At 73.6% G+C, this 14,073-nt stretch carries 10 protein-coding genes; 6 read left to right on the top strand and 4 right to left on the bottom strand.

Annotated features, from left to right (window positions below):
- Window positions 1-151 precede the first annotated feature (151 nt).
- Entirely contained in the window at window positions 152-829 is a 678-nt protein-coding gene (locus J5Y05_RS02125) for a DUF3000 domain-containing protein (RefSeq protein WP_210868000.1), read from the top strand.
- 540 nt (window positions 830-1,369) lie between these two features.
- A complete protein-coding gene (locus J5Y05_RS02120; protein ID WP_030420688.1) occupies window positions 1,370-2,032 on the top strand; it encodes a helix-turn-helix transcriptional regulator in 663 nt (220 codons plus the stop codon).
- A 203-nt stretch (window positions 2,033-2,235) separates the two neighbouring features.
- Here the strand turns inward: J5Y05_RS02120 and J5Y05_RS02115 are convergent, their stop codons facing one another.
- Window positions 2,236-2,745 carry a GNAT family N-acetyltransferase gene (locus J5Y05_RS02115; RefSeq protein ID WP_210867999.1) on the bottom strand — a complete coding sequence of 170 codons (510 nt, stop codon included), beginning with the start codon at window positions 2,743-2,745 and terminating at the stop codon, window positions 2,236-2,238.
- Window positions 2,746-2,922: 177 nt separating this feature from the next.
- Here J5Y05_RS02115 and J5Y05_RS02110 point away from each other — a divergent pair, with 177 nt between their 5' ends.
- From J5Y05_RS02110 to J5Y05_RS02095, 4 genes are all read left to right on the top strand, one after another.
- Window positions 2,923-4,212, top strand: a complete 1,290-nt coding sequence (locus tag J5Y05_RS02110; protein WP_210867998.1) for an HRDC domain-containing protein — start codon at window positions 2,923-2,925, stop codon at window positions 4,210-4,212.
- Window positions 4,213-4,864: 652 nt separating this feature from the next.
- Window positions 4,865-6,082, top strand: coding sequence for a thiolase family protein (locus tag J5Y05_RS02105; protein WP_210867997.1), 1,218 nt, complete (start codon window positions 4,865-4,867; stop codon window positions 6,080-6,082).
- The gene (locus tag J5Y05_RS02100; RefSeq protein WP_210867996.1) at window positions 6,079-8,208 is read left to right on the top strand and encodes a 3-hydroxyacyl-CoA dehydrogenase NAD-binding domain-containing protein; all 2,130 of its coding nucleotides are present in this window, start codon (window positions 6,079-6,081) and stop codon (window positions 8,206-8,208) included. Before J5Y05_RS02105 ends, J5Y05_RS02100 begins: the two co-directional genes overlap by 4 nt.
- A 91-nt stretch (window positions 8,209-8,299) precedes the next feature.
- Window positions 8,300-8,674 (top strand): PIN domain-containing protein, encoded by a 375-nt coding sequence (locus J5Y05_RS02095; protein ID WP_210867995.1) that lies wholly within the window; start codon window positions 8,300-8,302, stop codon window positions 8,672-8,674.
- 26 nt (window positions 8,675-8,700) lie between these two features.
- Here J5Y05_RS02095 and J5Y05_RS02090 read toward each other — a convergent pair whose 3' ends face one another.
- The 3 genes from J5Y05_RS02090 to dxs form a co-directional block, all read right to left on the bottom strand.
- Window positions 8,701-10,194 carry an ArnT family glycosyltransferase gene (locus tag J5Y05_RS02090; protein ID WP_210867994.1) on the bottom strand — a complete coding sequence of 498 codons (1,494 nt, stop codon included), beginning with the start codon at window positions 10,192-10,194 and terminating at the stop codon, window positions 8,701-8,703.
- A 62-nt stretch (window positions 10,195-10,256) separates the two neighbouring features.
- Window positions 10,257-11,762, bottom strand: coding sequence for an amino acid permease (locus J5Y05_RS02085; RefSeq protein ID WP_210867993.1), 1,506 nt, complete (start codon window positions 11,760-11,762; stop codon window positions 10,257-10,259).
- A 152-nt stretch (window positions 11,763-11,914) separates the two neighbouring features.
- Entirely contained in the window at window positions 11,915-13,870 is a 1,956-nt protein-coding gene (dxs, locus tag J5Y05_RS02080) for a 1-deoxy-D-xylulose-5-phosphate synthase (RefSeq protein ID WP_210867992.1), read from the bottom strand.
- Window positions 13,871-14,073 lie beyond the last annotated feature (203 nt).

Here is a 14,073-nt window from a genome sequence, read left to right as displayed (position 1 = left end):
CCGGCCCATGGGTGGGTCCGCCCCCGATTCGCGGGCGCACATCCGCGAAGGGGCCCGGCCGGACCGGCCGGCGGCGTGCGATCCGGCCATCGCACTCGAACGGGGGTGTCCCTCCCTGCACGGGGGCGGCATTCCGCCTAATCTTCCCCGCATGGCTGCGGCTCAGGGACGACTGTCGGACGGCGCTGGCGACATGGACGATCAGAAGGACACCGAGGGGGGCCTCCGGCCTACGGACGGCACGGCGCCGCCACCGTTCGCGGCGGCCGTCGAGGCGTTGCGGGCGGCACGGCTGCGCCCGCAGATCGAGGTGGAGACGACACCGGCGCCGAAGAGGCTGGCGCCGTACGCGTACGCGCTGGAGGCCGCGGTCGTCGACGGCGACGAGGACCTGGCCGACGGGCGGCTGGTGCTGCTGCACGATCCGGCCGGGCACGACGGCTGGCACGGCACCTTCCGGCTGGTGACGCTGGTGCGGGCGGAGCTGGAGGCGGAGATGGCCGCCGACCCGCTGCTGCCCGAGGTGTGCTGGTCCTGGCTGACGGGCGCGCTCCAGGCCCGCGGCCTGACGTACGGCGAGCCCAGCGGCACGGTGACACGGGCCGGCTCCCACTACTTCGGCGGCCTGTCGGCCCGCCCGTCGGCCTCGCAGATCGAGATCCGGGCGTCCTGGACGCCCCGGGAGGGGCTGGGCGGGGTCCCGGACACCGCCGCGCACCTGGCGTCCTGGTGCGATCTGCTGGCGCAGGTCGCGGGGCTGCCGCCGGCCGGTCCGGGCGACGCGTCGGTCGTGACGCTGCCGCAGCGGCGCGGCCCGCAGTCACGCTGACCCGCGCCCTTCCTGCCCTTCCCCCTCCCCCTCCCTCCTACCGACTCCCCCACCGACTCCCCCACCGACCGCCCCACCGACTGCCTCACCGGCTCCGCCCGGCGCCTCGGCACCGCGGCACCCCAGAACCTCGGACCTCGGCGCCTCGGCACCCTCCCGTCGCCCGGTCCGGTCCCCGACATCCCCGTCGCGGCCGGACCGGGCGACGCGTGTGTACGGGGGCCGGCCCTCTCCTCCCGCGCGGCCCGCGGACCCCTCCCTCACCACCCTCACCGCGCCCAACCCTCCGTTCACCCGTTCGCCGTAGGTCACTTTGTCGATACGGCCACTTTCGACCGTGTTTAGACACCGAGTGAAACCGTTCGGTCTTCGAATGATCGACAGCGTGTCCGAATTGCTCGGATTGTTACTCACCAGATCGTGATCATTTTCTAAAGGCGGGCGCGATCGATGCCGAAGACGACTGTGACCTTGAAAGCACGGTTCGCCCCCCGGCTCCACCCCCACGAGCCGGTCCCGTCCCGCACCCCAGGAGGCCTGGTGTCCGTTCTCCTCGAGCAGCCCGCAAGCCTGGTCGCCTACCGCCCGAACAAGCCGACCGCCATGGTCGTCGTGGCCGACCCGCGCGTCCGTTCCACCGTCACCCGCCATCTGTGGGCGCTCGGTGTGCGCGACGTCATCGAAGCCTCGTCCGTCGCGGAGGCCCGTCCGCGCATCGGCAACCCGCGCGACATCTGCGTCGCCGACGTCCACCTCCCCGACGGCTCGGGTCTGACCCTGCTGTCGGAGACCCGCGCCGCGGGCTGGCCCAACGGACTGGCCCTCTCCGCCGCCGACGACATCGGCGCCGTACGCAACGCCCTCGCCGGCGGTGTGAAGGGCTACGTCGTCACCGGCACCCGCACCAACATCGGGCTCCCCAGCCGTCCGGGCGCCGCCCCGATCGGTGCCGCCGCCGCCCGCCTGCACCGCCGCCCGCCGGGCGCCCCGAGCCACCCGGGCGGCTACCGCGAGCTCTCCGGCCGTGAGGTCGAGGTGCTGCGGCTGGTGGCGGAGGGCCAGTCCAACAAGGCGATCGGCGTCTCGATGGGCCTCTCCGCCCTGACCGTCAAGAGCCACCTCGCCCGCATCGCCCGCAAGCTCGGCACCGGCGACCGTGCCGGGATGGTCGCGGTGGCGCTGCGCACCGGCATCATCCACTGACCCCGCTCCCCTTGCCGTCCCCTCCCTCCCCCGCCCCCTCCCCCGGCGCGATCGAGCCCGAGCCCCCGCCCGGCCCGCTCGCCCGCCCTCCCGGCGCCCGCCGACGGAACGTTCCGTCGGCGGGCGCCGTTCGCCGTCGTACGGGGCGAGCGCCGTTCGCCGTCGTACGGGGTGGGGGCGGGCCCGGACGGCCTGACGGACCGTCAGACGCCGAAGGCGGGGGCGTACCGAATGGTGCCGGACGGGACCGGGCGTCCCTCGTCCAGCGCGAGTGCCATCAGGGACTCGTCGGGGGCGTCGAAGGGCGCGCGGATGCCGAAGCGGGAGGCCGGGGTGAAGCCGAAGCGCGGGTAGTAGGTGGCGTGGCCGAGGACGACGACGAGGTTCTCGCCCCGCTCGCGGGCGGCGGCCAGGGCGGCGCGGACGGCCGCGGACCCGGCGCCGCTGCGCTGCGCCCGGGGCAGCACCGCGCAGGGGGCCAGCGCGAGCGCCGGCCGGCCGCCGACGTGGCAGCGGGTGAGCAGGGCGTGGCCGACCGGGGTGCCGTCGGGGTCGACGGCGAGCAGGGACAGGCCCTCGATCCACGCCTCCGGGTCGGCGCGCAGGGCCTCGACGAGATCGGCCTCCCCCGGGGTGGAGAAGGCGGCGAGGTTGACGGCGCGGACGGCCTCGGCGTCGGCGGCGGTCTCGGGGCGGGTGGCCCAGGGGGTCATGGTGGTTCCGTTCTCGCTGGTGCGGGCGTGGACGGGGTGTCGTCCGGGCGTGCGGCGGCGTCGGCGCCGGGCCCGTGCGGGGGCGTGCGCCGGTGCCGAGGCCAGTTTTGGCTGGCCACCCTCGTTTCCGAGCGTAGGCGCCCGTCGGGCACCGGTCGGTACGGATACCCTTGACAGGTGACCGACGCCCACGAAACCGCAGCAGACCGTTCACTGCGAACCACCGGAGGCGCCCCTCCGGACGACGCCGGATCTTCTGTGACCGAGGCGCCGATCCCCTTGCTCGACCCGCGTGAGGGCGTGCCGCCCGTGGTCGCGGACGCCTCCGCGCTGGACCGCGTGACCGCCGCCTTCGCCGCCGGGACCGGCCCCGTCGCCGTCGACGCCGAGCGCGCCTCCGGCTACCGCTACGGGCAGCGCGCCTATCTGGTGCAACTGCGCCGCGCCGGTGCCGGTACGGCGCTGATCGACCCGGTGGCCTGCCCCGACCTGTCGGGACTGGGCGCCGCGCTCTCCGGTACCGAGTGGGTGCTGCACGCCGCCACTCAGGATCTGCCCTGCCTCCGCGAGATAGGGATGCTGCCCGCGAGCCTCTTCGACACCGAGCTGGCCGGACGGCTCGCCGGGTTCCCCCGGGTCGGGCTCGGCGCGATGGTGGAGAACGTCCTGGGCTACAGCCTGGAGAAGGGCCACTCGGCCGTCGACTGGTCCACCCGCCCGCTGCCCGACCCCTGGCTGCGCTACGCGGCCCTCGACGTGGAGCTCCTCGTCGACCTGCGGGACGCGCTGGAGAAGGAGCTGGACCGGCAGGGCAAGCTGGAGTGGGCGCGGCAGGAGTTCGACGCGATCGCCTCGGCCCCGCCGGCGGAGCCACGCAAGGACCCGTGGCGGCGTACGTCCGGCATGCACAAGGTGCGCCGGCGGCGGCAGTTGGCGGTGGTGCGGGAGCTGTGGCAGACCCGGGACCGGATCGCCCAGCGGCGGGACGTCTCCCCCGGCAAGGTGCTCGGTGACGCGGCGATCGTCGAGGCGGCGCTCGCGGTGCCGGCGCACGCGTCCGCGCTGGCCGCGCTGAACGGCTTCGGGCGGATGAACCGCCGGCAACTGGAGCAGTGGCAGGCGGCGGTGGACCGGGTGAAGGCCATGACGGAGTCCCAGTTGCCGCAGCCCGGCCAGCCGGTGACCGGCCCCCCGCCGCCGCGGGCCTGGGCCGACAAGGACCCGGCCGCCGCGGCCCGGCTCTCCGCGGCCCGTACGGCGGTCTCGGCGCTGGCCGAGCGGCTGTCGATGCCGCAGGAGAACCTGATCTCCCCGGACACCGTGCGCCGGGTCTGCTGGGAGCCGCCGAAGCCGGCCGACGCGGACACCGTGGCGGCGTCCCTCGCCGGGTACGGGGCGCGGCCCTGGCAGGTGGAGCAGGTGACGCCGGTGCTGGTGACGGCGCTGGCGGCGGAGCCGGAGGCATAGCCCGGGGTCCGCGCCATACGCGATCGCACGCCCCCGGGGTCCCGGCCCCGGGGGCGTCGGCGTACCCGGGCGCCCGTCCCGGGCCCGGCGCGTCGTCGCCACCGGTGCCGGGTCCCCGGTGTGTCGTCGCCCGGCGTGTCGGCTCTCGCGCACCGGCCTCGGCGTGTCGGCTCCGGCGGGTCGTCTCCGATGCCCGACCCCGGCGTGTCGCACCCGCGTGTGTCGGCCCCCGTGCCGCACCCCCGGCATGTCTCGCACCCGGCGCGTCGACCCTCGTGCCGCACCCTCGGCGTGTCGCACCCGGCGCGTCGACCCCCGCACCGCACCCCCGGCGTGTCGCACCCACACCCGCACCACACCCCGGCCCGGCCCGCCCGGCGTGTCGGTCTTGGGGCGGATTCTCGGTATGTCGGCAGGGTCGATTTCTCGCCAACGTGCCCGGGGGGCTCTCCCGTACCGGACTCCCGTCCGCGAACCGGTGCCCGCGGGGACTCGGCCGGGCGCCCGAGGTGCCCCCGGCGGGGTGTGACGTTCACCGCTCCGGGCGGGGGGACTGGGCAGCTACGTTACCCACAAGTAGCATGACCCTGAGCGCGCGCTCAGCGCATGCGTGCCGCAGTAGTGCCACCCCGCACCCTGGAGGAGAGCCATCGTGCCTCGTACCGTCAGGGACGTCGTCTTCGTCGACGGCGTCCGCACCCCGTTCGGCAAGGCGGGCCCGAAGGGCATCTACCACGAGACCCGCGCCGACGACCTCGTCGTGAAGGCGATCCGGGAGCTGCTGCGCCGCAACCCCGGACTCGACCCGAAGAAGATCGACGAGGTCGCCGTCGCCGCGACCACGCAGATCGGCGACCAGGGCCTGACCATCGGCCGCACCGCGGGCATCCTCGCGGGCCTGCCCACCTCGGTCCCCGGCTACTCCATCGACCGGATGTGCGCGGGCGCGCTGACGGCCGTGACCTCGGTGGCCGGCTCCGTCGCCTTCGGCGCCTACGACGTCGCCATCGCGGGCGGTGTCGAGCACATGGGCCGCCACCCGATGGGCGAGGGCGTGGACCCGAACCCGCGGTTCGTCTCCGAGAAGCTGGTCGACGAGTCCGCCCTCTTCATGGGCATGACCGCCGAGAACCTGCACGACCGCTACCCGGACATCACCAAGCAGCGCGCCGACGAGTACGCCGTGCGCTCCCAGGAGAAGGCCGCCAAGGCGTACGCCGACGGCAAGATCCAGGCCGACCTGGTGCCGGTCTCGGTGCGCCGCACCACCCCCGAGGGCGGCGAGACCGGCTGGGGCCTGGTCACCGCCGACGAGCCGATGCGCCCGGGGACCACCCTGGAGAACCTGGCCGGGCTCAAGACGCCGTTCCGCGTCCACGGCCGGGTCACCGCGGGCAACGCGGCCGGTCTCAACGACGGCGCCACCGCCTCGCTCATCGCCTCCGAGGACTTCGCCCGCGAGAACGGGCTGCCGGTCAAGATGCGCCTGGTCTCCTACTCCTTCGCCGGAGTGGAGCCCGAGGTCATGGGGTACGGCCCGATCCCGGCCACGGAGAAGGCCCTCGCCCAGGCGGGGCTCTCCATCTCCGACATCGGCCTGTTCGAGATCAACGAGGCGTTCGCCGTCCAGGTCCTCGCCTTCCTGGAGCACTACGGCATCGCCGACGACGACCCGCGCGTCAACCAGTACGGCGGCGCCATCGCCTTCGGCCACCCGCTGGCCTCCTCCGGCGTCCGGCTGATGACCCAGCTCGCCCGCCAGTTCGAGGACCAGCCGCAGGTCCGTTACGGCCTCACCACCATGTGCGTCGGCTTCGGCATGGGCGCCACGGTCATCTGGGAGAACCCGCACTTCGAGGGGGACAAGTGAGCACCACCGCTGAACTGTTGAAGGGCGCGGCCGAGCTGTTCCCGGGCGAGGTCGTCACGCAGGCGCACGTACGCCACTTCGACCTGCCGCTGGGTGCCGGGCGCTTCGCGCTGATCACCCTGGACAACGGCCACGACCACACCAAGCCGACCACGCTCGGCCCGCAGTCGCTGGCGAACATCGACGCCGCGATCGACCAGGTCGAGAAGGAGGCCGCGGCCGGTGAGATCGCCGGTGCCGGCGTCACCGGCAAGCCGTTCATCTTCGCGGTCGGCGCCGACCTCAAGGGCGTCGAGCTGCTGAAGCGGCACGAGGACGCGCTGGCCATCGGCAAGGGCGGCCACGACGTCTTCAAGCGGCTGGCGACGCTGGCCGTGCCGACCTTCGCGTACTACAACGGCGCGGCCATGGGCGGCGGGGTCGAGATCGGCCTGCACTGCACCTACCGCACGGTCTCCGCGGCCCTGCCCGCCTTCTCGCTGCCCGAGGTCTTCCTCGGCCTGGTCCCGGGCTGGGGCGGCTGCACCCTGCTGCCGAACCTGATCGGTGCCGAGAAGGCCATCTCGGTGATCATCGAGAACAGCCTCAACCAGAACCGGCAGCTCAAGGGCGAGCAGGTCCACGCGCTCGGCATCGCGGACGCGCTCTTCGAGGGCGCGGACTTCCTGGAGCAGTCCCTGATCTGGACGGCGGCCGTGCTCAAGGGCGAGATCGCCGTCGAGCGTCCGGCGATCGACCGCGGCGAGGGCTGGGACCAGGCCGTGGCCAAGGGCCGCTTCCTCGCGGACTCCAAGGTGCACGGCGCCGCCCCGGCCGCCTACCGCGCCCTGGACATCATCGCCGCCGCCAAGGACGGCGACCTCCAGGCGGGCTTCGACGCCGAGGACCAGGCCCTCGCCGACCTCATCATGGGCGGCGAACTCCGGTCCGGCATCTACGCCTTCAACCTGGTGCAGAAGCGCGGCAAGCGCCCGGCCGGCGCCCCGGACAAGAGCCTGGCCCGCCCGGTCACCAAGGTGGGCGTGGTCGGCGCCGGTCTGATGGCGAGCCAGCTCGCGCTGCTCTTCCTGCGCCGCCTGGAGGTGCCGGTCGTGCTGACCGACATCGACCAGGAGCGCGTCGACAAGGGCGTGGGCTACGTCCACGCCGAGATCGACAAGCTGCTCGGCAAGGGCCGGATCGGCCAGGACAAGGCCAACCGGCTCAAGGCGCTGGTCAGCGGTGTGCTGGACAAGGCCGAGGGCTTCGCGGACGCGGACTTCGTCATCGAGGCCGTCTTCGAGGAGATCGGCGTCAAGCAGCAGGTGTTCGCGGAGGTCGAGGCGGTCGCCCCGGCACACGCGATCCTGGCGACGAACACCTCGTCCCTCTCGGTCTCCGAGATGGCCTCGAAGCTGAAGCACCCCGAGCGGGTCGTCGGCTTCCACTTCTTCAACCCGGTCGCGATCCTGCCGCTGCTGGAGATCGTGCGCGGCGAGCGGACGGACGACGCCTCGCTCGCCACCGCGTTCGCCGTGGCCAAGAAGCTGAAGAAGACCGCGGTGCTGGTCAAGGACGCCCCGGCGTTCGTCGTCAACCGCATCCTGACCCGCTTCATGGGCGAGATCCAGAACGTCATCGACGAGGGCACCCCCGTCGAGGTCGCGGAGAAGGCGGTCGAGCCGCTCGGCCTGCCGATGTCCCCGCTGGTCCTGCTGGAGCTGGTCGGACCGGCGATCGGCCTGCACGTCTCGGAGACGCTGAACGCGGCGTTCCCGGACCGCTTCACCGTCTCCCCCAACCTCAAGGCGGTCGTCGAGGCCGGCAAGCGCGGCTTCTACGTCCACGACAGCGGCCGGCCCGAGCTGGACCCGGAGGTCGCCGCGCTGCTGAAGCAGGGCGACACCGTCCTGACCGGGGAGCAGGTGCGGGCGCGGGTGCTGGACGCGGTGGCGCGGGAGATCGGGCTCATGCTCGACGAGGGCGTCGTCGCCGAGGCCCAGGACATCGACCTGTGCCTGATCACCGGTGCCGGCTGGCCCTTCCACCTGGGCGGCATCACGCCGTACCTGGACCGCGAGGGTGTCTCCGAGCGGGTCAACGGCAAGCCGTTCCTGGAGCGGGGGGTGGCCTCGGTCCCGGCGTGACGCCGCACCACGGCCGCACGTGACGAGGGCCTCCGCAGCCGCGGGGGCCCTCTCGCGTGTCCGGCGGGGCGGGGCGTGCGATTCTGGGCCCATGACCGACGCCGCTGCCCTGCTCCTGATCGTCGACGGCGCCAATGTGGTCGGGTCCGTGCCCGACGGCTGGTGGCGCGACCGGCGCGGGGCCGCCGAGCGGCTGCGGGACCGGCTGGCGACGGACGGGCTGCCGGGGCACGGCGGGCCGGTGGAGATCGTCCTCGTCGTGGAGGGCGCGGCCCGGGGCGTGGAGTCCGTGCCCGGGGTGCGGGTGGAGTCCGCGCCGGGCAGCGGCGACGACCTCATCGCCTCACTGGCCGCCTCCGCCCGGGGCCGCCGGGTCCTGGTGGTGACCGCCGATCGTGAACTGCGCCGCCGGGTCACGGAGTCGGGCGCCGAGGTGACGGGCCCTCGTACGGTCCGCCCGGACTGACCCGCCGTACACCGCCGGACGCGCCCTCACCCCCCTGGCCCCGGACGGCCCCCGCCGCCCGTCTCGGGTGCCTGTCCCGCCGTACGGACGTACAGCACCGCCCCGTCCACCGTGCCCGCCCGCGTGTAGGCGGCCGCCAGCAGCCGCCGCAGGGTCGGCAGCCGCTCCGGCGCGTACGGCTTGCCCCGGGAGTCGTCGACGATCAGGGCCGGCGGGCGGGCGGCCAGCTCGGCGCGGAGCACCTGCCAGGAGCCCTCGACGCCGTACCGTTCGCCGACCCGGGCGCCGTCGCGTCCGCCGCTGTAGTTGGTGAGCAGCCCCGCGGTGAGGTAGCGGGTGGCCGGGGCGCGGCCGGCGAACCAGTACGCCTCGGGGTGCATGCCCCAGAACAGCACCCGCTCCCCCGGCGCGGTGTGGCGGGCGGCGGTCTCCGCGAGGCGGCGGGCGTGGTCGAGTTCGCCGCGCGGCGCCAGCAGGCCCCAGGTGACGAAGAGGACCGTGCAGCAGGCGGTGGCGAGCAGCCGGCCGGCGGGCCGCTCGCGGGGCGGGTGCCGCAGCAGGGCGGCCGTGCCCAGCAGGGCGAGCGGCGGCAGGAGTTGGAGGTAGTAGTGGCCGAAGAAGTGCAGGCCCGTGGCGACCGCCCCGGCCGAGGCGGCGAGCCAGAGCCCCAGACCGGCCATGCCGGAGCGGGGCGTGCGCCGCAGGCGGGCCAGGGGGCCCAGGAGCGCCGCGCAGGCCACGGCGAGCAGCGCGGCGTTGGCGAGCGCCCGGCCCAGGGCGTGGGTCGCGGAGCCGTCGAAGGAGGCGTAGGTGCCGGAGCCGGTGACGGTCCAGAAGAGGAAGCCCGCCGGGTCGGTGAGCAGCGCCGCGCCCAGGACCGGGGCCACGGCGCCGGCGCCCAGCCGCAGCAGCGCCGGGCGGTGCGCTCCGCAGAGCCAGAGCACCGGCAGCAGTACCGCTCCGCCGGTCTGCTTGGCGAGGAAGGCGCAGCCGACGGCGAGGCCGGCCGCGCCCCAGCGGCGGCGGTCGGCGCACCACATCGCCGCCGCCGTGCACGGCAGTATGAACACCTCGAAGGTGGCGGCCTGCGCGTCCTCGGGGTTGAGCCCGACGGAGAGCAGCAGGTACAGCACGCCGGCGGTGCGCCCGGCCGTGTCGCCCCAGCGGCGCCGGGCGAGGGAGGCGAGGAGCACGGCGGTGGCGAGCTGGGCGAGCAGGGCGAGGACGCGCACCGTGGTCAGCGACTGTGCCCCGGTCACCGCGAACGCCCCCTGGTAGAGCCAGGGCACCAGGGGCGGCTTGCGGTCGACGACCGTCTCGTAGAGCCGCCCGCCGTGGGCGAGCAGTCCGGCCTGGACGGCGAGGAAGCCCTCGTCCGGGTTCCACAGCGGGCGGGTGAAGGAGGGGAGGCGGGTGGCGCAGGCGAGCACGGTCAGCGGGGGCAGCAACCGGGTCCAGTAGCCGGCCCCCGCCCGCCCGGTGGACACGGTGCGTGACCGGATGATCGGCGGAGCGTGCATGGCCGTACGCTATCCGGCCCCGCCCGCCGCCAGGAAACGGACATACGGGGCCGGTTCGCGGCCTAGGACCCGCCGGTGGGCGGGGCGGGGGTGATCTCGCCGGTGGCGAGGCGGCTGTGCTTGCGGCCGTAGAGGAAGTACACGAAGAAGCCGATCGCCATCCAGATGCCGAAGCGGAGCCAGGTCTCGGCGGGCAGGTTGAGCATCAGCCACAGCGAGGCGCACACCGACACGATCGGCAGCGCCGGCACCAGCGGGGTGCGGAAGGCGCGCGGCAGGTCGGGCCGGGTGCGGCGCAGGATGATGACGCTGACGGCGACGACGACGAAGGCGAACAGGGTGCCGATGTTCACCAGCTCGGCCAGTTCGCTCAGGCTGGTGAAGCCCGCGACGATCGCGATGACCACGCCGAGCAGGATGGTCGGGCGGTACGGGGTGCGGAACCTCGGGTGGACGCGGGAGAAGAAGCGGGGCAGCAGTCCGTCCCGGCTCATGGCGAAGAACACCCGGGTCTGGCCGAGCAGCAGGATCAGACAGACCGTGGTGAGGCCGACGGCGGCGCCGAAGCTGATCACACCGGCGAAGAAGGGGTGCCCGGTGGCCTTGAAGGCGTCGGCGAGCGGGGCGTCCACCGACAGCTTGCTGTAGTGCTGCATGCCGGTGACGACGATGGAGACGGCGACGTACAGGGTGGTGCAGATGATCAGCGAGCCCAGGATGCCGCGCGGCATGTCGCGCTGCGGGTTGCGGGTCTCCTCGGCGGCGGTGGCGACGATGTCGAAGCCGATGAAGGCGAAGAAGACCACGGAGGCGGCGGTGAAGATGCCCATCACGCCGAAGTTGGACGGGGCCCAGCCGAAGATGAGCTGGATCAGCGGGGACTTCAGGTCGCCGCCCGCGGCCACCGGCTGCGCCTTCGGGATGAAGGGGTCGTAGTTGGCGCCGTTGATGAAGAAGGCCCCGGCGATGATCACGATGAGGACGACGGTCACCTTGATGGCGACGACGAGCGAGGTGACCCGCGCGGACAGCTTCATGCCGAGGACGAGGATGCCGGTGAGCACCAGCACCAGCGCGGCGGCGAGGATGTCGAAGCCGAAGCCGTGGGCCCCGTCCCGGCCGGCCAGCTCGGCCGGCATGTGCCAGCCCGCGTTCTCCAGCAGCGAGCGGATGTAACCGGACCAGCCGACGGCCACCACCGCCGTGCCGAGCGCGAACTCCAGGACGAGGTCCCAGCCGATGATCCAGGCGGGCAGTTCGCCGAGGGAGGCGTACGAGAAGGTGTAGGCGGAGCCGGCCACCGGGACCGTGGAGGCGAACTCGGCGTAGCAGAGCGCGGCCAGCGCGCAGACGACGCCGGCCACGACGAAGGCGAGGGCCACCGCGGGGCCGGCGTTGTTCTTGGCCACCGTGCCGGTCAGGACGAAGATGCCGGTGCCGATGATGACGCCGACGCCGAACACGGTCAGGTCCAGCGCGGACAGGGATTTCTTGAGCGCGTGCTCGGGCTCCTCCGTGTCCTGGATGGACTGTTCGATCCTCTTGGTCCTGAAGAGAGAGTTGCTCACGGAGACCTCCCACGCTGGTCGTCCTCGACATGATCGAGAGCGGGCGTAGTCCGTATGCCCCGGCGTGGCCGGATTCACGCGGATGGGCCGGTGCCACCACCGCAACGCGTGGTGGCACCGGCCCATCGGCGGTACCGCGTGCCCGGTCCCGGTCAGTCGCGGCCGGCCTCCACCGAGTCGACGGCGGCACCGGCCCGGCTCGTGCCGTTGGCCCGCAGGCGGGAGTGGGGGATGCCGTCGAGCTTGGCGACGAGGCCGGTGACCTGGCGGGCGATGTCGGGCGCGGTGAGCCCGATCTCGGCCAGGACCTCGGCGCGCGAGGCGTGGTCGAGGAAGCGCGGCGGGATGCCGAAGTCGCGCAGCGGCACGTCCACGCCCGCGTCGCGCAGCGCCTGGGCGACGGCGGCGCCGACACCGCCGACGCGGATGTTGTCCTCGACGGTGACGACCACGCGGTGGCGGTCGGCGAGCGGGGCCATGGCCTCGTCGACGGGCTTGACCCAGCGCGGGTCGACGACGGTGGTGGAGATGCCCTGCTTGTCCAGGAGGCCGGCGACCTCCAGGCACATCGGGGCGAGGGCGCCGACGGAGACCAGCAGCACGTCCGGGGTCTCGGTGCCGGGGGCGCGCAGCACGTCCATGCCGCCGACGCGGCCGACGGCGGGCACGGCGGGGCCGACGGCGCCCTTGGAGAAGCGGACCACGGTCGGGGCGTCGTCCACCGCGACGGCCTCGCGGAGCTGGGCGCGGACCTGGTCGGCGTCGCGCGGGGCGGCGAGCCGCAGCCCGGGGACGACCTGGAGGATCGACATGTCCCACATGCCGTTGTGGGAGGCGCCGTCGGTGCCGGTGACGCCGGCCCGGTCCAGGACGAAGGTCACCCCGCACTTGTGCAGGGCCACGTCCATCAGCACCTGGTCGAAGGCGCGGTTGAGGAAGGTGGCGTACACGGCGAAGACCGGGTGGACGCCGCCGTGGGCGAGGCCCGCCGCGGAGACGGCGGCGTGCTGCTCGGCGATGCCGACGTCGTAGACCCGCTCGGGGAAGGCGCGGGCGAACTTGTCGAGGCCGACCGGCTGGAGCATGGCCGCGGTGATGGCGACGACGTCCTCGCGCTCCTCGCCGAGCTTGACCATCTCGTCGCCGAAGACGGAGGTCCAGTCGGCGCCGGAGCTGGCGATGGGCAGGCCGGTGTCGGGGTGGATCTTGCCGACGGCGTGGAAGCGGTCGGCCTCGTCCTGGAGGGCGGGCTGGTAGCCGCGGCCCTTCTCGGTGAGGCAGTGCACGATCACGGGGCCGCCGAAGCGCTTGGCCCGGGTGAGGGCGGACTCCAGGGCCTCCAGGTCGTGGCCGTCGATGGGGCCGACGTACTTCAGGCCGAGGTCCTCGAAGAGGCCCTGCGGGGCGATGAAGTCCTTGAGGCCCTTCTTGGCGCCGTGCAGGGTGTCGTAGAGCGGTTTGCCGACGACCGGGGTGCGCTCCAGGAGGTCCTTGGTCCGGGCGAGGAAGCGCTCGTAGCCGTCGGTGGTGCGCAGGGTGGCCAGGTGGTTGGCGAGGCCGCCGATGGTGGGGGCGTAGGAGCGCTCGTTGTCGTTGACGACGATGACCAGGGGGCGGTCCTTGGCGTCGGCGATGTTGTTGAGCGCCTCCCAGGCCATGCCGCCGGTGAGGGCGCCGTCACCGATGACCGCGACGACGTGCCGGTCCCGGCCCAGCACCTGGTTGGCCTTGGCGATGCCGTCGGCCCAGCCGAGGACGGCGGAGGCGTGGCTGTTCTCGATGACGTCGTGCTCGGATTCGGCCTGCGAGGGGTAGCCGGACAGGCCGCCCTTCATCTTCAGCCGGGAGAAGTCCTGACGTCCGGTGAGCAGCTTGTGCACGTAGGACTGGTGGCCGGTGTCCCACAGCACCTTGTCGGCGGGCGAGTCGAAGACGCGGTGCAGAGCGAGGGTGAGCTCCACCACGCCGAGGTTGGGGCCGAGGTGGCCGCCGGTCTTGGCGACGGCGTCGACGAGGAAGGTGCGGATCTCCTCTGCCAGCCGGTCCAGCTCCTCCAGGCTGAGCCGGTCCAGATCGCGCGGTCCCCTGATGCGGGTCAGCAGCGGCACCCGTGCCTCCTTGCAATAGAGCTGATCGAGCTGTTACCGGGCGGGTCGAGTCTAATCTTCCGCTCCGGCGGAAGATGTCCGGGCAGTGCGTCGTACGTCACCCGTTCGGCTGTACCCAACAACGCCCCCTTCTACGACACGCAGGTGGCGCGCGCGGGGTTCCGGGCGCCCCCCTGCGGGCGGGTCGGGCCGGTGGGCACAGC

The organism is Streptomyces tagetis (genome assembly GCF_018069565.1).
Lineage (GTDB): Bacteria > Actinomycetota > Actinomycetes > Streptomycetales > Streptomycetaceae > Streptomyces > Streptomyces tagetis.
Note: the sequence above shows the minus strand (reverse complement) of the source record. Positions and strands in the feature narration are given on the sequence as shown.

Bases quoted from the DNA above. Each gene is read 5' to 3' on its own strand.
- J5Y05_RS02090 (WP_210867994.1), bottom strand. From the start codon at position 10,194: ATGCACGCTCCGCCGATCATCCGGTCACGCACCGTGTCCACCGGGCGG.
- J5Y05_RS02095 (WP_210867995.1), top strand. From the start codon at position 8,300: ATGACCGACGCCGCTGCCCTGCTCCTGATCGTCGACGGCGCCAATGTG.
- J5Y05_RS02115 (WP_210867999.1), bottom strand. From the start codon at position 2,745: ATGACCCCCTGGGCCACCCGCCCCGAGACCGCCGCCGACGCCGAGGCC.
- J5Y05_RS02125 (WP_210868000.1), top strand. From the start codon at position 152: ATGGCTGCGGCTCAGGGACGACTGTCGGACGGCGCTGGCGACATGGAC.